Here is a 19,426-nt window from a genome sequence, read left to right as displayed (position 1 = left end):
TTTCGCAAACAGGCTTTGCCTTTCGGCAAACTGCTGGTATCATGCGCGCCACTGGAGAGATGCCGGAGTGGCCGAACGGGACGGATTCGAAATCCGTTGTACTGGCAACAGTACCTAGGGTTCAAATCCCTATCTCTCCGCCATACATCGAAAAGCCCCTGAATCGAAAGATTCAGGGGCTTTTTGTTTTCCTCCAGATCAATCGCTGTGACCATTTTTCAGTCAACTGCAGAAGGTCGCAGGCACCCCATCGCCATGGCCACCAGGCTATCGAGCAACGCTGAAGATTCGAGCTGCGTCGGCATGTCTTCCAGCACCGAGCGGATCACACTGCGCAGGCCCTGCCCGAGCAAGTAGGCCGACAGGGCGTGGTGTTCCGTAGTGATCTCATGCGCGTACATGTTCAACAGCGGTAGCCACGTCGCTTCGATGAACTCCCCCGTTGTGCGGTAGGGCGCGCGCCACCTGCCCAGGTGCAGGGCGGAGTGATAGCGCAGGTGAAAGGCCCGGTTCAGCTTGAACAGCCGTGTTTCGACACGAATGATGTTGGCCAGAATATCTCGCAGCGCCGCCTGCAAGGGCATACCTACCAGGCGTTCACGCACCCTCAGCAGCTCTTCTGCTTCCTCGTCCAGCACGCGCTCGTACAACAAGGCAACGATGGCATCCTTGTTGGGAAAGTACTGATAGATCGAGCCAACCGCGACCCCCGACAGTTCCGCAATGCGGTTGACGCTGAGCGCCTCCTCGCCGGCCTCATCGAGGATCTGCAGGCACGCCTGCTCGACGGCCTCGACCAGTGCCCGCGAGCGTGATTGCATCGGGCGTTTGCGCAACGAAGGGAGTTGCTCCGGCGAGGGCGGGACGTCCGTTGTCGGTCCGCTGTTTTTCTTGTTCATACAAATCCGAGTGTTGTTTTCGAGGGTGGCTCGCCATCAATTTATTTTTATAAAAATCAAATAGTTATATGTGATTCAGGGCGCGGGGAAATGCGAATATCTGAGCACCGGTACCTGTGAGTATGATCGTTCCCGTCGACCGGACGACCACTCACTGCGCAGTCAATGCGCCTAACACGATCTGATGTTGCAACCCTACCGGGAGATTGCCCATGTCGTCATCCTTCATCGTTCGGCCCCTTGGCCCCAGCCTCGGCGCCGAAGTGCTTGATCTGGACCCTGCCTCCGTCGCGCTGCCACAAACGCTGGCAGCCATCGAGGCGGCATTGGTTAAACACGAAGCCCTCGTGCTTCACGTTCCTGGGCTGACACCCGAACAACACCTGGCGATTGCACGGTATTTTGGTGAGCCCGAAGTGCACACGTTCTATCCCAATCTGGGCGAGGGCTTTGAGCAGATCACGGTCATCGATTCCAAGCTGGGCGACCGGGCCGATATGTGGCACCACGACGAGAGCTTTTTGCCCAGCCCGCCGATTGTCACCATGACCCACGCGCAGATTTTGCCTCCTTGTGGCGGCGACACCTGCTGGACCAGCATGACCACCGCCTACGACGCGTTGTCCGCGCGCATGAAGCAGTACCTCGAAGGCCTGCATGCCTGGCACGACATGAACGGCCCGATGACAACCGCCTTGCGCCAGAACGTGGTCACCCACGAGCGCTACGTCGAGGTCATCAACATGAATCGCCGGCACCTGCATCCGCTGGTCATTCAACACCCGGTGTCGGGGCGCAAGGCGTTGTACCTGAGCCCGACCTACACCACCCATATTGATGGCCTGGCCACCCCCGAAAGCGATGCGATCCTCGCCTACCTGCATGCACATTGCCAGCACGTTCAATTCGGCTTCCGCCATCGCTGGCGCGTGGGTGACATGGTGCTCTGGGACAACCGTAGTGTGCTGCACAACGCCATTCTGGACTACCAGCCGCACCAACGGCGCATGCAGCGGACCTCGGTGTTCGCTCGCGGGCCGTTCCACGCGTAATTCATTGATGGTTGATTACCGTGTGCAACGGTCGCTGAAGAGGGAACCGCTATGTTGAAGGATGCACTGAATCACGAAATGCTTGCGCGCTACATTCCCAGGCCAGGCCGCCATGCGCTGCTGCCTGCGTTGACCGCGCATCAGCGTGTGGCATTGCTGTGCCGGGTGTTGTATCGCGAAGGCTACAACGACCATATCGCCGGTCATGTAACTGTTCGCCAGGACGACGGTACCTACCTGGCCAACCCCTGGGAACTCACCTGGGGCGAAGTAACCGCTTCGGATATCGTGCGCCTCGATCAGCAAGGCAAGGTGATCGAGGGGGAATGGAACATCACGCCGGCCATCAACCTGCACATGGACATCCACGCGGTACGGCATGATGTCGACGTGGTGATCCACAATCATCCGCAGTGGGGCTCGGTGTGGTCGGCGGCCGGGCGCATTCCGCCGATCTACGACCAGACCTCCGCCCTGGTTGATACCGACCCGGTGCTCTATGACGAGTATCGCGGCACGGTTGAAGACATGGCGCTGGGGCGCGCTGCCGTGGACGCACTGGGAACACACAAGTGGGCGTTGCTCGCCAACCACGGCGTGCTGGTAGTGGCCAACGGTATCCGTCAGGCGCACTTGCGCGCCATCACGCTGGAGTGGCGCAGCCGCCTGGCCTGGCATGTCGAGGCGCTCGGCGGCGGCTCACCGTTGCCCGCCAGCGTCGTGCAGGCAACCGGTGGGCGGACTGACACCAATGGCTTCCCGTTCCTCTGGGAAGCCATGGCGCGCGAGGAGATCCGGCGCGATCCGTCGGTGCTCGACTAGGGGTCTTCGCCCCGGTCGTGCCGGTCAGATGTTGTCTGGCTTTGCCTTGATGCTGAGCGCGGCTTCCTGCGCGCGCTCGGCCTTGTCCATCGGCAGCTGGTCGAACTCACGGATGCCGTCCTTGCTATACGGGTTACCGATCCAGCGCGGGGCCACCACAAACTCCGGGCTCACCAGACTCTTGGCGGGCTCGTAGCGGTCATAGCTCAACCCGGCGAGGTCGGACAGGGTGTGGATCAGGTGCGAGCTGCTGTAGGCGCGGTTGGCCATGCCTTTGAGGTCGCGCGGGTTGGCGGCCTGCCAGCTCGGCGAGGTCCAGACCAGGAACGGAATGGTGTACATCGGCCGGGTCGGGTCGCCTTCGTTGCGCCCCAGACGGTCGTGTTTGCCGGAGCTGTACACATCCTCGCCGTGATCGGAGAGGTACATCAGAAAGCCGTTGGGTGTGCTCGCCGAATAGCGTTTGATCAGGCTCGAGACCACGTAGTCGTTGTACAGCACGGCGTTATCGTAGAAGTTGTAGGTTTCCACCTGGTCCGACGTCAGCTTGGCCGGCACGCCCTGGCGATCCTTGAAACGCTCGTAGGCCTCTGGATAGCGGAAGCGGTAGTCCATGTGCGTGCCCAGCAGGTGGACGATGATGAACTTCTTCTGCGCCGGGTCCTGGAGGGCCTTCTCAAAGGGTGCGAGCACCACGTCGTCGTACTGGCTGGCATTCTGGTTGCGCTGGTTGTTCAGGTAGACCGGTGCATCCGTCTGCTGGGAGAAGGTGGTGAGCATGGTGTTGCGCTTGGTCATCGTCTGCTGGTTGGTGATCCAGAACGTCTTGTAGCCCGCCTGTTTCATCAGGTTGATCAGCGATGGGTCGGTCATGAAGCGATCAGGGTGCTGCTGGTCGCCGAAGGTCAGGATCTGCTGCATCACCTCGATGGTATACGGGCGCGGCGAGACGACATTCTGGAACACGGTCAGGCCCGAGTCGCTGGCGGCCAGGGCATCGAGGTTCGGCGTGGTCTCGCGGTTGTAGCCATACAGGTGCATGTGTTCGCGGGTGGTGGACTCGCCCAGGACCAGCACCAGGGTACGTGGTGCCTCTCCGCTGCTGTCCTGAAGATGCTGCAAGGGCGGCAGCGAAGCGTTCTGCTCCAGCAGTTTCTGCATGTTGTCCAGTTGCTGGCGGTACTGCTGGTAGCCAACGACCAGCTGCCAGGGGACTGCCGGTTCCATCCGCAGTTGCACCTTTTCCACAGCATCGGCGAAGCTGCGCTGCTGGGTGACCAGTTGTTTGTAGAACGGGTAGACCAGGTTCGCGGCCAGCAGCAGAAGCACTACCGGGATGCGGCTGCGCACGGAAAGTGTGACCGGCCGCAGGCGTTTCCACAGCAGTACGGCAACTACGGTATAGAGCAGCAGCGCCAGGCACAGCCCGACACTGAAGTACTGGCTGAAGTATTCCCCGGCTTCGGCGCTGTTCGACTCGAACATCACGAAGATGACGCTCTGTGAAAACTCCTGGTGATAGATGGCAAAGTAACTCAGGCCGACCAGCGAGGCCGCCCAGAGCACCACGCCGATGATCGCGGCAATCGTCCGGGTGAACTGTGGCAGCAGCAACACCGGCACGAACCACAAGGTGCTAAGGAACAGCGCGTCGCGAAAACCGGCGAAACCGGTGGTGCCGCTGAACAGCAGTAGTGCCTGGGTGACACCGGAGAAGTACCAGAAGAACAACAGCAGCCAGCCCAGGCCGGCCCAGTCCACGCTTTTTCGCGTGGGAGTAGATGTAGTTGCTGACACGTAAGCCTCGTCGGTCCTTGGCGGCCGCCGAATCTGCGAGCTACCGGAAAGGCAGGCAGACTAATGGGCTGGGCGTGAAAATAACGTCAACCGGCGCGGCGTGTTTCCTACGTGCCCCACGACATTTTCAGTAAAAGCCCGTTCCAGTAGATAAAGAGGGGATCTGCTAATATGCCGGGCTTGAAAAGTACCTGCATAGTTGCTGATCCATGCCGGTCGAGCCGAGCCCCGACTCGCGCCATCCTTCATCACGTCTACAGTGATGCGAAACACTGCTGAAACAGTGGGCACTTCCCACTGTTTCAGGCCATTCACACTGCAAAAGGTACCGGGCGCTCTCTGGCACCCGTGGCTTTACAGACTGAGCAGGGCCCTTTAGCGGCGCTGCGCTTTACTTGGGAACGTACAATGACAGCCGTGATCAACGCACTGAATACCTTCTTCTGGGGGTATGTCCTGATCTATGGCCTGCTGGCCGCAGGTATCTACTTCACAGTCCGCTTGGGCTTTATTCAATTTCGTCATTTGCCCGAGTTTTTTCGCTCGGTACTGCGTGCGCCGGCAAAAGATGCCAGCGGTATCACCCCGTTTCAGGCGTTGTGCACCAGCCTGGCCTCGCGGGTAGGCACCGGAAACCTTGCCGGTGTGGCGGTGGCCATCACCCTTGGTGGGCCGGGAGCAGTGTTCTGGATGTGGGTGGTGGCATCGCTGGGCATGGCCACGGCTTACGCCGAAAGCACCCTGGCTCAGCTCTACAAAGTACGTAACAGCAACGGTGAATACCGTGGTGGTCCGGCGTTCTACATCGCCAAAGGCCTGAATGCGCCCTGGGCGGCGGCCATTTTTTCGGTGTGCCTGATCATCGCCTTTGGTCTGGTGTTTGGCGCGGTGCAAGCCAACTCGATTGCCGATGCCAATCTGGGCGCCTTTGGCGTGCCCAAACTGACCACGGGTGTAGTGGTGGCGGCGCTGGCCGGTGTGGTGATTTTTGGCGGAATCAAGAAAATCGCCCGCCTTGCAGAGCTGGTCGTGCCGTTCATGGCCGGTGCCTACCTGCTGGTAGCCGCCTATGTGATTGTGACCAACCTGAGCGACGTGCCTGCGGTATTGATGTTGATCGTCAAGAGCGCCTTTGGCCTGGATTCTGCGGTGGGTGGTATTGCTGGCGCCATGCTCAACGGCGTTAAACGCGGCCTGTTCTCCAACGAAGCGGGCATGGGCTCGGCGCCGAACATTGCTGCAGTGGCTACGCCCAACCCTCATCATCCGTCCTCGCAGGGCTTTGTCCAGGCGCTGGGTGTGTTCATCGATACCTTGCTGATCTGTACGGCCACAGCTGTGATGATCCTGCTCTCCGGTGTAGTCCCGGGCCCTGAAATGACCGGGATGCCACTGACCCAGGCGGCCATGAATGTCCACATCGGCTGGGCCGGTCAGTATTTCATTGCCATTGCGATCTTCTTCTTTGCCTTTACCTCGATCATTGGCAACTACACCTACGCTGAAAACGCCATGGTGTACCTGAAGCTCAATTCCCGCCTGGGCCTGACCGTACTGCGTATTGCCGCGTTGTTGATGGTGGTCTGGGGCGCTTACGAAAGCGTTGCCAACGTGTTTGATGCCGCTGATGCAGCGATGGGCCTGATGGCGACGATCAACCTGATTGCGATCTGCCTGCTGTCGGGCGTGGTGGTCAAGTTGACCCGTGACTACTTTGCCCAGCGCGCCGCGGGTACGCCGGAGTTCAATGCCAGGGATTATCCGGAGCTGGCCGGCAAGATCGATGCAGAGATCTGGGGTGGGGCCGAGGGTTCCGAGCCGCCTCTGCAACCGGTGCAAGATCGGTAGGCAGTTTGGGGCTGCTTCGCAGCCCATCGCGGCCTATGGCCGCTCCCACACTGTCCGTGCATACCCTGTGGGAGTGGCCCCAACCAATCGCTCGACTGACAGGTGCAACCGGCCCACCCGGCAGAGCCTTGTGATGATCGGATTCACCTTGCGGCATGAGCGGATTGTGAAAGCAATGGGCGTGATTTGTGCGGATCATCTGACTATGAATCCCTCCGGAGAGTCAGCATGCTTGTATCACCTATCAATTCTTCTCCTGTCCAGCAGCGAATTGACGCACCAGACCAGCCCGCTTCTGCCCCAATGAGCCTGACTATGGCCACCTTTCAGGCCGCCCGGGACGGTAATTTTGGCCAGGATTTTTTATTTTCTGGTGAACGGCAGCCTGTCCACCTTCCTCCTCTTTGCTTACCTCCTCTTCTCGACAGCCATTTGGATGGTGCGCTCCAGGTGCTCGGGTGGCCTGATCGCAAAGAAGCGGTCGATGTAGTTTTCCAGACATTGACGGGGCAGCCCAAGCCACTCGGTTTTGAGGGTGCTGTCTGTGAATTGATGAGTCAGACGCACGCAATGCCTGATGCGAGCAGCGCCATCATTGACGCTGAGGCATTGATGGACTTTGTCCAACGAAACCCAGGCCAGGCCTTGAGCAGACCCGAGATACTGGTAATGCTGATTGTCTGCTTTGATGTGGAAGCCAAAACCTTTCAGCCGGAAAGGGCTCAACTGCACCTCAATTCAGTGGATGGCTCGGCGGTATTAACCTCGGCGGATGTTGACGAGGTGTTGGGGGAGCAAACCATGTCACCGGGGCCGCTAACCTGGGATGATGTTGACGTGTCCTTGGAGGACTTCCTCGGAAAGGCTGGTTTCGAGATGTTGCTGGACTTCACCGAAGTGCCGAAGTCATAAATGAGGACAAACCGGACGCTGGGCAACTGACGGATATCGGTTGAAGCAGAAGCGGGCTTGTCTCGCGATGCGATGTGACGGCTACATCGCAATCGCAGCCAAGCCCGCTGGTCAGGTGTTCGGCAGGGTTACTTCAGGTGAGCGACGATTTCGTCTTTGATCTGCAGGCGCTTTTTACGAAGTTGGGTGACCTGGTCGTCTGCAGCGCTGCTCTCTTCTGCCGCGACCACCTGGGCATCGATGGCTTTGTACTTGTCACTCAGTTCGCTGAGCCGTGGGTCGGTTTTCTTCTTGGCGTCGAACGCGTCTCTGGTCATGTTCAGGTCTGCGAGCAAATCGTGCTTGACCGGCATTTCTTCACCTCTCCGGGGTTTTGGGATGGAAGTCATGAACTATGAGAATAGACGTCTTTGCCGGGTTTAGCGGCTGGAGTAGTCTGTTGTCACATTTCTGATTACAAGGCCCTTGCCATGCCTCATCTGCACGTGGAATACACCGACAACCTGCGCGAGCTGGACGCCGACCGCCTGTTGCTGCGCCTCAACCACGCCCTGGTTGGTAGTGGTCAGTTCGCTGATGAAGCGGACATCAAGAGCCGTGCGGTTGCGCTCAGCGGCTTTCGCGTGGGTATCGCCCCTGGCGAGCGCGCCTTTGTCCATATCAAGCTGGCAATCCTCAGTGGCCGTTCGGCAGAGGTGAAGCGCCAGTTGTCGGCAAGCCTGCTGGAGGTGCTGAAGGAGGCGATACCGGAGCAAGCCGGGCTGGATATCCAGTTGTGCGCCGAGGTGCTGGATATTGACCGTGATGCTTATTCGAAGCTGCGAATGCCCGGTTGATGTTATTAAGTGAAACTTGTGTGAAAAAAATGTAATGAATAACTAATGTGAAAAATTTGTAATGAACAAATAGGCGTCAGTCGACCAAATGTTGGCGTCTTTTTCACGAAAAATTGATAGCGCGGTTATTACTGTTCGGGTTGTTCAAAAGTGGCGCCGCAAGGGTGCCCTTACCGACCATTAACCAAGCGAAGCGCAATGTTCAAGATCAAACCACTGCGGGCCGAATGGGTCACGCTGCTTGCCAGCCTGTACTTCCTGATTGCCTTCAACTCTGTGCTCTGGACGCACCTCTCCAGTATTGTGGCGCCCGGTGCGTCGGGGCTGTTGCTGCGTCTGGCATTTGGTGTACTGATCTTTTGCGCCTTTAACCTGGTATTGACCTTGGTCGCGTTTCGCGGGGTTTTGAAACCGGTACTTATCGTGTTGTTGATGGCCGGCGCCGGCGCGGCTTACTTCATGAATCAATACGGTGTGTTGATTGATGTGGGTATGTTGCGCAATACCGCTGAAACCAATGCGGCGGAAGTTAGGGATCTGTTGTCGTTGAAGTTGGGTCTTTATATAGTAGTGCTCGGTTTGCTGCCTGCGCTGTTGCTTTACTATACGCCTATCAACTACCGGGTCTGGTACCGCGAACTGTTCGGCAAGTTGTTGGCCAGCGTGACCTGTGTGGCATTGCTCGGTGTGGTGGCGTTGCTTAATTACCAGGGGTTGGCCTCGCTGTTTCGCAATCACCATGAAATCCGCCTGATGCTGGTGCCCAGCAACGTGGTCGGTGCTTCGATCGGTTATGTCGGTGAGCAGGTAGGCACTGCGGCCAAGCCGTTCGCCAAGATCGGTGAAGATGCCCAGCGTGCCCCGGGCTGGCAACAGCACGCCCGCAAGTCGTTGACGGTGCTGGTAGTGGGGGAGAGCGCGCGGGCGCAGAACTTCGGTCTGCTGGGTTACAGCCGCGACACTACGCCGGAATTGAGCAAGCAGGACGGGCTGATTGCATTCACTGACGTACATTCCTGCGGCACGGAAACGGCTGTTTCGGTGCCCTGCATGTTCTCTGGCTTCACTCGTAAGGATTACCAGGCGACCAAGGCGAAGAACCAGGAAGGCCTGCTCGATGTGCTGCAGCGTGCCGGGCTGGCGGTGCACTGGCGCGACAACCAGTCGGGTTGCAAGGGCACCTGCGACCGGGTGCAGTTCGAAGACGTGAGCAACGGCAAGGACACCGACCTGTGCACCAACAGCGAATGTCATGACGAGATTCTGCTCAAAGGCCTGGATGCGATGCTCGACAACCTGCAGCAAGACACCGTGCTGGTGCTGCACCAGATGGGCAGCCATGGCCCGGAATACTTCAAACGCTACCCGATGAAGTACGAACACTTCACCCCGGTGTGCCCGAGCAATGCGTTGAACCAGTGCAGTGAGCAAAGCATCATCAATGCGTATGACAACACTCTGGTGTATACCGACCATGTACTGTCGTCGCTGATCGATGTTCTGCGCAGCAAGCAAGACAAGGTCGACACCGCCATGCTTTATATTTCCGATCATGGCGAGTCGCTGGGCGAGTACAACCTGTTCCTGCATGGCACGCCTTATATGCTGGCACCGGAGCAACAGAAGCACGTGCCCATGCTGGCCTGGTTCTCCGACAGCTACCGCAAGGAGTTTGCGGTCGATACCGATTGCCTGAACACGGCACGCAACGAACCGCTGAGCCAGGACAACCTGTTCCACTCACTGCTTGGCCTACTGCAAGTACGCACCAGCCTCTATGACCAGCAACTGGACATGTTTGCCAGTTGCCGTCCGGCCGTGGCGCAACACTGAACACACACGCAGGCCAGGCAGGGATAGCGGTCGAGCGGTTTCCCGGCAATGGCCTGCGCCGTATATACTGCGCGCCATTGTTTGTGGGAGAGCCCTGTGGCCATCGAAATACACTGGATTTGCGACGATAGCAGCCTTGCCGGACACTGCCTGCAGTGGCGCAAGTTGCCCTTCGTGGCAGTCGACACCGAGTTCATGCGGGTTGATACCTTCTATCCGATTGCCGGGTTGATCCAGGTCGGCGACGGGGCGCGAGCCTACCTGATCGACCCGTTGCGGATCGGCAACTGGCAGCCGCTGGCCGAACTGCTTGAAGACACCCAGGTGATCAAGGTGCTGCATGCCTGCAGCGAAGACCTGGAAGTGCTGTCGCGCCTGACCGGCAGCTTGCCAAGCCCTCTGTTCGACACCCAACTGGCCGCCGGTTACCTCAACCTGGGCTTCTCCATGGGCTATTCGCGTCTGGTCCAGGAAGTGCTGGGCATCGAGTTGCCCAAGGGCGAAACCCGCTCCGACTGGTTGCAGCGTCCGCTGTCGGACACCCAGGTCAGCTACGCCGCCGAAGATGCCGTGCACCTGGCCGAGCTGTACGAGCGCCTGCGCCCGCAACTGTCGGACGACAAGTACGCCTGGGTACTGGAAGATGGCGCCGAGCTGGTGGCCCAGCTACGCCGCGAAACCGATCCTTATGAGCTGTACCGCGACGCCAAGCTGGCCTGGAAGCTTTCCCGCGCCCAGTTGGCCGTGCTGCGTGAGCTGTGCGCCTGGCGCGAGCGTGAAGCGCGTTCCCGTGACCTGCCACGCAACCGCATCGTGCGCGAAAACGCGCTGTGGCCCATGGCCAAGACCCAGCCAGACTCGCTGTCGGCGCTGGCGAAAATCGAAGACATGCACCCGCGCACCATCCGTCAGGACGGTGAGTTCCTGCTTGCGCTGATCAAGCAGGCCGCCAGCCTGCCACCGGCACAGTGGCCACCGGCCGTCCCGGAGCCCTTGCCGATTGAAGCTTCGGCGCTGCTCAAACAGCTGCGTGCCATCGGTCAGGCGGAGGCCGAGCGTCTGAACATCGCCCCGGAACTGATGCTGCGCAAGAAAATACTCGAGTTGCTGCTCAAGAGCGGCTACCCCTCAGGCCCTTATCAATTACCCGATTCGTTGCGCGGCTGGCGTCGTGAGCGAATGGGGCAAGCGCTGCTCGATTGCCTGGCCAGTGCTGGAGAACCGCAATGAAACGTATCTGCTCGATCTACAAGAGCCCACGCAAAAACGAAATGTACCTGTACGTGCTCAAGGCCGACGGCCTGGAGCGCGTACCGGAAGGTTTGCTACCGTTTTTTGGCAAGCCGGTGCATGCCTTCGACCTGGTGCTGACCCCGGAGCGCACCCTGGCCCGCGAAGACATCACCAAGGTGCTGGAGAACCTCGAGCAGCAGGGCTATCACCTGCAGATGCCACCGGTCGAAGACGAGTACATCGAGCACCTGCCCGAAGAGCTGCTGCGCCGCAACGACCCGGTCTGAACCCGGTCCGCCTGCTGTGATGCCGCCAGGGCCTGAGGTCCGGCGGCCTTCGTTGTTTCTGCCAAGGTTGTAAGAACATGCGAGTTTTGATCGCTGAACAGGATCATCCCCTGTACGCCCGCCTGCTGCGCGAGGCCGCCCCGGACCTCGAGGTGCTGACCAGTGGCGACTCGGCCGAACTGGCTGACCAGGCCGCCCAATGCCCGATCTGGTTAGGGCAACCTGACTTGCTGGCGACCTTGTTGCGCCAGGGCCACCAGCCACAGTGGCTGCAGTCGACCTGGGCCGGGATCACGCCACTGCTGGCTGAGGGCCTGCAGCAAAACTATCGTCTGACCCGCGCGGTTGGCATCTTTGGCCAGGTAATGGCCGAGTATGTGCTGACTTACCTGCTCGTGCATGAGCGCGAAGTCACCGCGCGCCTGGTCAGCCAGGTCGAGCGTAAATGGGATGACCGGCCCGGCCGCAGCCTGGAAGGGCGGCGGGTATTGATTGTCGGCACCGGTGACATTGGTCAGCGGGTGGCAGAGTTTCTGCTGCCGTTTGGCGTAAAACTCTACGGTATCGCCAGTCAGGCCCGTGAGCAGGCGCCTTTTATCGAAGTGGCCGCATTGAGCGAACTGCCTCGTCTGGTCGGCGAGATGGACTATGTCGTCAACCTGTTGCCAGACACGCCATCGACCCACGACCTGTACGATGCCGCGCTGTTTGCGCGCTTCAATCCCGAGGCGTTGTTCATCAACGCCGGGCGAGGCGTGGCGGTGGTGGATGGTGACCTGGTCGAAGCGCTGAAGCTGGGGCATCTGGCCGGCGCGGTGATTGACGTTTGCCGTCAGGAGCCACTGCCGGCGCGTCATCCGTTCTGGACCGCCTGGGGGCTGCTGCTGACCGGGCATAGTTCGGCACCGACCTCGCCAACGGCGATGGTGCGTTTGTTCGTCGAGAACCTGCGGGCCTATCAGTCGGGCGAAGCGTTGCGGGGTGAAGTGGATTTCTTGCGCGGGTACTGAGTGTATTGAAACGTATCGCCGGCACGTCGACTCCCGCAAGAGTCGGCGTGCCGTCGACAGCCGCTTACAGGCTGAAATCACCCTCGGCGGCCAGTTCGCTCAGCGAGCGACGCGGGCTAGGTACTTCACGGGCTTGCAGGCCTTCAGCCAGGCTGGCCTTGTCGCCCAGCTTGCCAATCGCCACCGCGGCATGAAGGGCGTAGCCTTCAGGGATCTTCAGTTCCTTGCGGGTCAGTTCCTGATCGAATCCCGCCATGCCGTGGGTGTGCCAGCCGCTGATGCTGGCCTGCAGGGCCAGGTGGCCCCAGGCCGAACCGGTGTCGAAGGTGTGCCACAGAGCCGGCGTTTCTTCGCTGGCGCCGGGCGCAGTGAAGGTGGTCTTGGACAGCACGATCACCAGCGCCGAGGCGTGTTGCGCCCAGCTGCGGTTGAACTCGTTGAGCAGGCCCAGGTAACGCTCCCAGTTCGGGGTGTCGCGACGGGCATAGAGGAAGCGCCATGGCTGCGAGTTGTAGGCCGAAGGGGCCCAGCGCGCAGCTTCAAGGAAGCTCAGCAGGGTAGCTTCGCTGATCGGTTCGGCGGTGAAGGCGCGCGGCGACCAGCGATTGATGAACTGATCGTCGATGGCATGTTCGGCAACGCGAGGATTAGCACTCATGGCGAGTTCCTGAGAAGGTGGAAAAGGTGGAGGTCAACCGCCGGTCAAACTACTGCCTCGCGCCAGCCCTGACAAGCGGTCTGGTATTGCTGCAAGACTCGCCCTAGACTGGCGCCGCCGCCGTGCAGCACCACTATTGAAACAGGACACCCGTTACATGATCGCCAGCGCCGACGCCTTCTGGACGCGTAAAACCCTCGAACAGCTCGACCGCCAGGAGTGGGAGTCGCTGTGCGACGGTTGTGGCCTGTGCTGCCTGCAAAAACTTGAAGACGAAGACGACAACAGCGTTTATTACACGCGTATCGCCTGCAAGATGCTGGATCTCAAGACGTGCCAGTGCAGCGATTACCCGAATCGGCTCAAGCACGTACCCGACTGCATCCAGCTGACGCCGGGCAAGGCCGATCAGTTCAAGTGGTTGCCGACAACCTGCGGTTATCGATTGGTCAGCGAAGGCAAGGATCTGCCGAGCTGGCACCACCTGGTGTGCGGTGATCGCGACCAGGTGCATAAACAGCGGATTTCCCAATCCGGTCGCATGCTGAGCGAGAACAGCGTCGATGAAGATGACTGGGAAGACCACCTGATTTTTCGCGCCGGCTGAGGCGCCCGGGTTGCCGGGTAGCGCGTCTGGGGGAACAAGGAGTTTCTGTATGCGTGTGCAGTGTCATTGGTTGCTGGCCCTGGTGCTGTTGGCCAGCTCATCGGCCTGGGCCAAAAAGGTCAATCTGGATTATCACGTGCGTTTGTTGCCCCAGAGCGGGCAGGCCGAGGTGCGTGTGGTCCTGGCTGAAGGGTCGGCAGTACGCAGCCTGGACTTTGATCTGGGCAAGGCCGGTGCCTACAGCGACTTCAAGGCAGACGGCCAATGGCAGCTGCAAGGCGACGGGGCGCGCGGTCGCTGGCAGCCGGCGCCCGGCAAAAGCCAGCTGAGCTATCGCGTGCAGCTGGCGCACCGGCTTGCCAATGGCGGCTATGAAACTCGGATGACTGCGGATTGGGCGCTGTTTCGCGGTGATGATCTGGTGCCGCCGGCCCGCCTCGACCAGCAGGATGGCACCGAGTTGGTGGCGCGCTTGAGCTTCGAGCTGCCCAGTGGCTGGAAGAGCGTCGAAACACCCTGGCCGCGAATCGGCAAGCAGCGCTTTCGCATCGACAACGTCTCGCGTCTTTTCGACCGCCCGACCGGCTGGATGATCGCCGGTACCATCGGCACGCGCCGGGCGCGCCTGGGCGAGACCGAAGTCAGTGTTGCCGCGCCGCAGGGTCAGGGTATGCGGCGCCTGGACAACCTCACGCTGTTGACCTTCGTCTGGCCGCAACTGCAGGCCGTATTCCCGCGTAATCCATCCAAGCTGCTGCTCGTCGGCGCACGCGATGAACTCTGGCGGGGTGCCCGAGCCGGGCACAACTCGATCTACCTGCACAGCAGCCGCCCGCTGGTCAGCGAAAATGGCTCCAGCCCGTTGCTGCGCGAACTGGTGCATGTGTTTGCCCAGATCAATGATCGTCAGGCCAGCGACTGGATTGGTGAAAGCCTCAACGAGTACTACGCCATCGAATTGCTGCGCCGTGCAGGCGGTATGACCGACGATCGCTATCATGCACTGCAGGCGGCGCTGGAGCGTCGTGGCGCTGGCGTCACCAGCCTGCGTACCGAGCAGGCCGATGCAGCGGTGACGGCGCGCGGTGTGTTGCTGTTGCAGGCGCTGGACCGGGAAATCCGTTTGTACACGCACAACCAGCGCTCGCTGGACGATGTCAGCCGCGCCTTGATGCGGCTGAACAGCGTCACGACCGAAGAGTTCGTTCAGCTCAGCGAGAGTGTGTTGGGGCGCGCGTCCGAAGTGCTCTCGAGCAAGCTGTTGCGCTAGCTTTTCGGGTTCGTCAGCGAATCGTTACCGGTGACCGTGGCAGTCCGCGTAGCGGCATCGGCGCTGATCCTGAGGGCGTCGAGTTCGGCACCGGTGCGCTCGATGTTGGCCCGCAGGGTGTCGAGGTCACTGCGGCCGCGCTCCAGCAGGCTTTTTACCGAACTGTGCCCGGTGATGCCACGGGCCAGGGCGACGCCGCCGATGGCGACCTGAATCATGCCCAGCAGGCCGCCACGACGCAGGCCCTTGCCGACCATGATCATCCCGCCGGCCACGGAGCCGGCTCGCTCCCAGCCCTGTACGTTGTGCTCGGGTTTGTCTTGCAGGACGCGAATCAACGTCTTGGTGTCGGACATGGTCATTCTCCTGGTGGGCGATGATATTCAGCAGACCCTCGCAGGCGCCGGGCTGTTCCTTCGGATTACTTGAATTTCGGCCCGGAGCGGGTGTTCAGGCCTTTGGCCAGGCGGTCGTAGAGCACCACATTGACCGTGGCGGCCAGGTTCATGCAGCCATTGGTCGGGATGTAGATGGTTTCTTCACACCAGGCACGCACGCTTGGGTCGAGCGAGCCATCTTCGGGGCCAAAGATGTAGATGGCCCGATCCGGGTGGGTGTATTCGGGCAGCGGGCGGGCACCGTCTATCAGCTCGACGGCCACGGGGGTACAGCCCAGGGGGATGATTTTCTGCAGGTCGTCGATGCCGATCAGCGGTATGTCGTAGTGCACACGCTTGGTGTCGGTGACGAAGTCCCGCGCGCGCTCGTAACGTTTGCCGGTGTAGAACACCGAGTTGACGCCGTAGCAACCCGCCGCGCGCATCACCGAACCGACGTTCTCCGCTGACTTGGGGTTGAACAGACCAATGCAGCTGTACCGTTTGTTCGCCACGTGCCGGGGCCCTTCGCAAAAAAGAACGCGATTATACGGGCTTGCCGGCAGCTGTGGGGCAGGGGATTGCGATCAGTCTTTTTTCAGCAGGCCAGCCAACCCGGCAAACGGGTTGTGCGTGGCCTTGGCGATGCTCGGGCTGCTGGTGGAGCCTTCGCTGAAGTACTGCTGGTCGGTGTAGCGCGAGTGCTCGTTATCGTGGCAGTACAGGCACAACAGTTCCCAGTTGGAGCCGTCCTGCGGGTTGTTGTCGTGGTTGTGGTCACGGTGATGCACGGTCAGTTCGCTCAAGCGCTTGCCGGAGAACTCACGGGCACAACGGCCACAGACGTGCGGGTACATTTTCAGGGCCTTGTCGCGATAGCCCATTTCCTTGTCGCGCTTGGCGTCGGCAAGGATACGGTCGAGCCGTGCGGTGGCAGAGGCAGAGGATGCCGAACTCATGGGATTACCTTTTCTCGGGCTTGTTACGGTTATACCTTGAAGTTTAGCGTGATGGTGCCCGATTCGGACAGGCAAACCGCTGCACATGGGAGTAGCCTGTCGGAAGGTACTAGAAGGAGACTGCGCATGCGTTGCTCAACCCTTGCGATCTTTACCCTGGTCAGCCTGCAGTCCGCCATGGCTGCCGACCTGCAGCCGCGCACCATCGCGCCGGTGCCGGGTGCGCCGGGCACGGCCACGCCGACACCGTATCCGCAGGTGACGCCAAGCACGATACCGCGCGCCGGCGATGCCCGGCCGGGCTCGCCGTTGTTACCTTCCATTACCGTACCGACGCCGCCCAGGGATCAACCCTTGCCGGGGCTGACGCCCCAGGACAGCAAGGACAAGGCGAAAACCGACTAGACCTGTGACAGGCGTTGGCCGTCCTGCATGCGCAGGCGCCGGGACAACGCGACGGCCAGGGCACGGATGATCTTGGCGGCGATCTTGGGCGCATCGTTGATCATCTTTTCCAGCGAGTCTTTGCCCAGGCTGAGCAGTTGGCAATTGCTGGCGGCCACGCAACTGGCCGAGCGCCGCTCACCGTCGAGCACGGCCATTTCGCCAAAGGCCCGGCCCTTGCGCAGGGTGGCGATTTCGACCTGACGCTGCTCGCTGTCGGTCTTGCGTACCGAAACCACGCCGTAGTGGATGATGCACATGAAGGTGCCGGCATCGCCCTCGGCAAAAATCGCTTCGCCGGCGCCGAGGGTGGTAATGCCGAAGTAACCGGCGGCGTGCTGGAAGTCGACGGGCTGCAGCTGGTCGAACAGGCCACAGTCCATGAGCATGTCGCGGATTTCGTTGTTCAGATGAGTCGGTTCGTGCATGTGCGGTGCTTTCTTGTTGTGTGGTGTCTGTTGTTGATGTGGTGACTTTATTCGCGGGTAAACCCGCGAATGGTTCAGACAACAAAAATCCCGATTTACACCAACCCCAGCACTTTAAAGACAAATGCATATTCCAGCGCCACATCACGCAGCCCTTGATAGCGTCCGCTCATGCCACCGTGCCCTGCACCCATTTCGGTCTTGAGCAGCAACAGATTGTCGTCGGTCTTGGTTACCCGCAAGCGAGCGACCCATTTGGCTGCTTCCCAGTACTGCACGCGGCTGTCGTTGTAGCCGGCCACCACCAGCAGCGCCGGGTAGGCCTGGGCCTTGACGTTCTCGTACGGCGCGTAGGCCTTGATGCGCTCGTACACCTCAGGCTCTTCAGGGTTGCCCCACTCGTCGTACTCGGTGACGGTCATCGGCAGGTCCGGGTCGAGCATGGTGTTGAGGACATCGACGAACGGCACTTCGGCAATCGCCGCCTTGAACAGGTCAGGGCGCTGGTTGAGCACCGCGCCAATCAGCAGGCCGCCGGCGCTACCGCCACTGATCGCCAGTTGCTCGGCGCGGGTTACGCCTTCAGCGATCAGGTGCTCGGCACAGGCGATGAAGTCGCTGAAAGTGTTGTGCTTGTGCTCCTGCTTGCCCGCCCGGTACCAGGCTTCGCCCAGCTCGCCGCCGCCGCGCACGTGGGCAATGGCAAATGCCACACCGCGATCGAGCAGGCTCAGGCGCGCATGGGAGAACCACGGGTCGAGGCTTTCGCCATAGGCACCGTAGCCGTACAGGTATAACGGCACCGGTTTGCCCAGGTCGCTGCGGCGCTGTACCAGGCTGATCGGCACCTGGGTACCGTCGCCTGCCGTAGCCCACAGGCGCTGGCTAACGTAGGCGTCCGGGTCGAACGGTCCGAGCACCGGGGTTTCCTTGAGTACCTGCTGGGCGCCGGTGGCCAGGTCAAGCTGGCGCACCTGGGCCGGACGGTTCAGCGACTGGTAACGCAGGCGGATGCGGGTGCTGACAAATTCCAGGCTGTCTTGCACGTACAGGCTGTAGGCAGCGTCCGGCAGCTCTACGCGATAGGCTGCCAGCCCCTGCGGATGGACTTCAATGATCGGCAGCCCGCCTTCACGCAGGCTCAGGGTCAGGGCGCCGGCATTGAGGGTGAGGCCTTCGAGCATCACCGTGTCGCGGTGCGCTACCAGCAATTGCCAGTGTTCGCGGCGCGGTACCTGGTCGGCGTCGGCCTGGTAGAGGGCGAAGTTGATGCCGTCCTGATTGGTGCGAATGAACCAGCGCCACTGACCGTCCAGCTGGCCGTGGTCAGGGAAGTATTCATGCCCTTCGACGCGAGGCGCCAGGCAGGTGAAGTCATCCCCGGGACGCTCGGCATCGAGCACCCAGGCTTCGCTGGTGGTTTTGCTGTTGAGCAGCAGGATCAGCTGACGTTCGGAGCTGGCGCGGTAGCAATGCAGGAAAAACCGCCCGTCGGTCTCCTCGTACACCGTTTCGGCAACACCGCTGCCCAGGCGATGGCGCAGCAGCTTGTGCGGGCGGTGGGTGTCGTCCAGTTCGGCGAAAAACAGCGTCTGGTTGTCGTTGGCCCAGGTCATGCTGCCGTCGCAGTCCTCGAACGGCAGGGTTTCTATGGCACCGCTGGCCAGGTCCTTGACGTACAGGGTGTAGACCTCGTCGCCACTGGTATCCAGGCTGTAGGCCAGGCGCTGATGGTCGGGGCTGATGTTGAAGGCGCCCAGGGACAGAAAGCCGCCGTTGGCCAGCTGGTTGGGGTCCAGCAGCAGCTCTTCGCTGGCTTCGTCGACCGTATTGCTGTCGTCAGCCGGTCGCGCGCAGCGGTAATGGCGCGGGTACTCTTCACCGGCGGTGGTGCGGCTGTAGTACAGGTACGGGCCCCAAGGCGAGGGCAGGGACAGGTCGGTTTCCTGGATCCGGCTGCGGATCTCTTCGAACAGTTGCTCGCGCAGCGCTGCCTGATCGGCCAGTTGCGCCTCCTGCCAGGCGTTCTCGGCGTTCAGGTAGGCGATCACCTCGGGGGTGTCGCGGGCCTGAAGCCAGGCGTAAGGGTCAGCCCCTTCGGCGACGTGGGCAATCGGGGCGCGGGGAGCAGTAGCGTCTGCGGACATGCGGGGG

At 60.8% G+C, this 19,426-nt stretch carries 21 protein-coding genes and 1 tRNA gene; 13 read left to right on the top strand and 9 right to left on the bottom strand.

Going from position 1 to position 19,426, the window contains the following annotated elements; genetic code table 11:
* The first annotated feature begins 53 nt into the window (after positions 1 to 53).
* Positions 54 to 143 (top strand) — tRNA-Ser (locus DM813_RS05100).
* Between the two features lie 75 nt (positions 144 to 218).
* Here DM813_RS05100 and DM813_RS05095 read toward each other — a convergent pair.
* Complete coding sequence (locus DM813_RS05095; RefSeq protein WP_128322339.1) at positions 219 to 899, bottom strand: TetR/AcrR family transcriptional regulator; 681 nt, start codon at positions 897 to 899, stop codon at positions 219 to 221.
* 212 nt (positions 900 to 1,111) lie between these two features.
* On the opposite strand from DM813_RS05095, the gene DM813_RS05090 reads away from it, so the two are divergent.
* Positions 1,112 to 1,951, top strand: coding sequence for a TauD/TfdA dioxygenase family protein (locus DM813_RS05090; RefSeq protein WP_128322338.1), 840 nt, complete (start codon positions 1,112 to 1,114; stop codon positions 1,949 to 1,951).
* A 51-nt stretch (positions 1,952 to 2,002) separates the two neighbouring features.
* A complete protein-coding gene (locus tag DM813_RS05085) occupies positions 2,003 to 2,773 on the top strand; it encodes a class II aldolase/adducin family protein (RefSeq protein WP_128322337.1) in 771 nt (256 codons plus the stop codon).
* 24 nt (positions 2,774 to 2,797) lie between these two features.
* Here DM813_RS05085 and DM813_RS05080 read toward each other — a convergent pair whose 3' ends face one another.
* Positions 2,798 to 4,570, bottom strand: coding sequence for a phosphoethanolamine transferase CptA (locus tag DM813_RS05080; protein ID WP_128322336.1), 1,773 nt, complete (start codon positions 4,568 to 4,570; stop codon positions 2,798 to 2,800).
* A 408-nt stretch (positions 4,571 to 4,978) separates the two neighbouring features.
* Here DM813_RS05080 and DM813_RS05075 point away from each other — a divergent pair, with 408 nt between their 5' ends.
* Complete coding sequence (locus tag DM813_RS05075; RefSeq protein ID WP_128322335.1) at positions 4,979 to 6,418, top strand: alanine/glycine:cation symporter family protein; 1,440 nt, start codon at positions 4,979 to 4,981, stop codon at positions 6,416 to 6,418.
* Positions 6,419 to 6,733: 315 nt separating this feature from the next.
* The gene (locus DM813_RS05070) at positions 6,734 to 7,330 is read left to right on the top strand and encodes a hypothetical protein (protein WP_128322334.1); all 597 of its coding nucleotides are present in this window, start codon (positions 6,734 to 6,736) and stop codon (positions 7,328 to 7,330) included.
* A 128-nt stretch (positions 7,331 to 7,458) separates the two neighbouring features.
* Here the strand turns inward: DM813_RS05070 and DM813_RS05065 are convergent, their stop codons facing one another.
* Positions 7,459 to 7,683 carry a YdcH family protein gene (locus DM813_RS05065; protein ID WP_128322333.1) on the bottom strand — a complete coding sequence of 75 codons (225 nt, stop codon included), beginning with the start codon at positions 7,681 to 7,683 and terminating at the stop codon, positions 7,459 to 7,461.
* A gap of 117 nt (positions 7,684 to 7,800) precedes the next feature.
* Between DM813_RS05065 and DM813_RS05060 the strand changes: the two genes are divergently transcribed.
* The 5 genes from DM813_RS05060 to DM813_RS05040 all read left to right on the top strand — a co-directional run bounded on the left by DM813_RS05060 (position 7,801) and on the right by DM813_RS05040 (position 12,529).
* Positions 7,801 to 8,166, top strand: a complete 366-nt coding sequence (locus tag DM813_RS05060; protein ID WP_128322332.1) for a 5-carboxymethyl-2-hydroxymuconate Delta-isomerase — start codon at positions 7,801 to 7,803, stop codon at positions 8,164 to 8,166.
* Positions 8,167 to 8,364: 198 nt separating this feature from the next.
* The gene (locus tag DM813_RS05055; protein ID WP_128322331.1) at positions 8,365 to 9,999 is read left to right on the top strand and encodes a phosphoethanolamine transferase; all 1,635 of its coding nucleotides are present in this window, start codon (positions 8,365 to 8,367) and stop codon (positions 9,997 to 9,999) included.
* Positions 10,000 to 10,095: 96 nt separating this feature from the next.
* On the top strand, positions 10,096 to 11,229 hold the full coding sequence (gene rnd, locus DM813_RS05050) for a ribonuclease D (RefSeq protein WP_128322330.1): 1,134 nt from the start codon (positions 10,096 to 10,098) through the stop codon (positions 11,227 to 11,229).
* The gene (locus DM813_RS05045) at positions 11,226 to 11,519 is read left to right on the top strand and encodes a YcgL domain-containing protein (RefSeq protein ID WP_128322329.1); all 294 of its coding nucleotides are present in this window, start codon (positions 11,226 to 11,228) and stop codon (positions 11,517 to 11,519) included. The genes rnd and DM813_RS05045 overlap by 4 nt, the downstream gene beginning before the upstream one ends.
* 77 nt (positions 11,520 to 11,596) lie before the next feature.
* Positions 11,597 to 12,529 (top strand): D-2-hydroxyacid dehydrogenase, encoded by a 933-nt coding sequence (locus tag DM813_RS05040; RefSeq protein ID WP_128322328.1) that lies wholly within the window; start codon positions 11,597 to 11,599, stop codon positions 12,527 to 12,529.
* 64 nt (positions 12,530 to 12,593) lie between these two features.
* On the opposite strand, the gene DM813_RS05035 is transcribed toward DM813_RS05040, so the two are convergent.
* The gene (locus DM813_RS05035; RefSeq protein WP_128322327.1) at positions 12,594 to 13,187 is read right to left on the bottom strand and encodes a nitroreductase family protein; all 594 of its coding nucleotides are present in this window, start codon (positions 13,185 to 13,187) and stop codon (positions 12,594 to 12,596) included.
* Positions 13,188 to 13,344: 157 nt separating this feature from the next.
* On the opposite strand from DM813_RS05035, the gene DM813_RS05030 reads away from it, so the two are divergent.
* Both DM813_RS05030 and DM813_RS05025 read left to right on the top strand, forming a co-directional pair.
* Positions 13,345 to 13,794, top strand: coding sequence for a YcgN family cysteine cluster protein (locus DM813_RS05030; RefSeq protein WP_128322326.1), 450 nt, complete (start codon positions 13,345 to 13,347; stop codon positions 13,792 to 13,794).
* A 55-nt stretch (positions 13,795 to 13,849) separates the two neighbouring features.
* The gene (locus tag DM813_RS05025; RefSeq protein WP_128322900.1) at positions 13,850 to 15,064 is read left to right on the top strand and encodes a hypothetical protein; all 1,215 of its coding nucleotides are present in this window, start codon (positions 13,850 to 13,852) and stop codon (positions 15,062 to 15,064) included.
* Here DM813_RS05025 and DM813_RS05020 read toward each other — a convergent pair.
* From DM813_RS05020 to DM813_RS05010, 3 genes are all read right to left on the bottom strand, one after another.
* On the bottom strand, positions 15,061 to 15,420 hold the full coding sequence (locus DM813_RS05020) for a YgaP family membrane protein (protein WP_128322325.1): 360 nt from the start codon (positions 15,418 to 15,420) through the stop codon (positions 15,061 to 15,063). The genes DM813_RS05025 and DM813_RS05020 overlap by 4 nt on opposite strands.
* A 65-nt stretch (positions 15,421 to 15,485) precedes the next feature.
* Positions 15,486 to 15,956 (bottom strand): RNA methyltransferase, encoded by a 471-nt coding sequence (locus DM813_RS05015; protein WP_045187641.1) that lies wholly within the window; start codon positions 15,954 to 15,956, stop codon positions 15,486 to 15,488.
* A 72-nt stretch (positions 15,957 to 16,028) separates the two neighbouring features.
* The gene (locus tag DM813_RS05010) at positions 16,029 to 16,400 is read right to left on the bottom strand and encodes a YajD family HNH nuclease (protein ID WP_128322324.1); all 372 of its coding nucleotides are present in this window, start codon (positions 16,398 to 16,400) and stop codon (positions 16,029 to 16,031) included.
* Positions 16,401 to 16,526: 126 nt separating this feature from the next.
* Here DM813_RS05010 and DM813_RS05005 point away from each other — a divergent pair, with 126 nt between their 5' ends.
* Positions 16,527 to 16,805 carry a hypothetical protein gene (locus tag DM813_RS05005; protein WP_128322323.1) on the top strand — a complete coding sequence of 93 codons (279 nt, stop codon included), beginning with the start codon at positions 16,527 to 16,529 and terminating at the stop codon, positions 16,803 to 16,805.
* On the opposite strand, the gene DM813_RS05000 is transcribed toward DM813_RS05005, so the two are convergent.
* The gene (locus tag DM813_RS05000) at positions 16,802 to 17,272 is read right to left on the bottom strand and encodes a Crp/Fnr family transcriptional regulator (RefSeq protein WP_128322322.1); all 471 of its coding nucleotides are present in this window, start codon (positions 17,270 to 17,272) and stop codon (positions 16,802 to 16,804) included. The genes DM813_RS05005 and DM813_RS05000 overlap by 4 nt on opposite strands.
* 95 nt (positions 17,273 to 17,367) lie before the next feature.
* Positions 17,368 to 19,419, bottom strand: a complete 2,052-nt coding sequence (locus tag DM813_RS04995) for a S9 family peptidase (RefSeq protein WP_128322321.1) — start codon at positions 19,417 to 19,419, stop codon at positions 17,368 to 17,370.
* Between the last annotated feature and the right edge of the window lie 7 nt (positions 19,420 to 19,426).

It is taken from the genome of Pseudomonas alkylphenolica (assembly GCF_004025535.1).
Taxonomy (GTDB): domain Bacteria; phylum Pseudomonadota; class Gammaproteobacteria; order Pseudomonadales; family Pseudomonadaceae; genus Aquipseudomonas; species Aquipseudomonas alkylphenolica_A.
The sequence above is the reverse complement of the archived record's forward strand: the minus strand, read 5'-3'. Positions and strand labels throughout refer to the sequence as shown.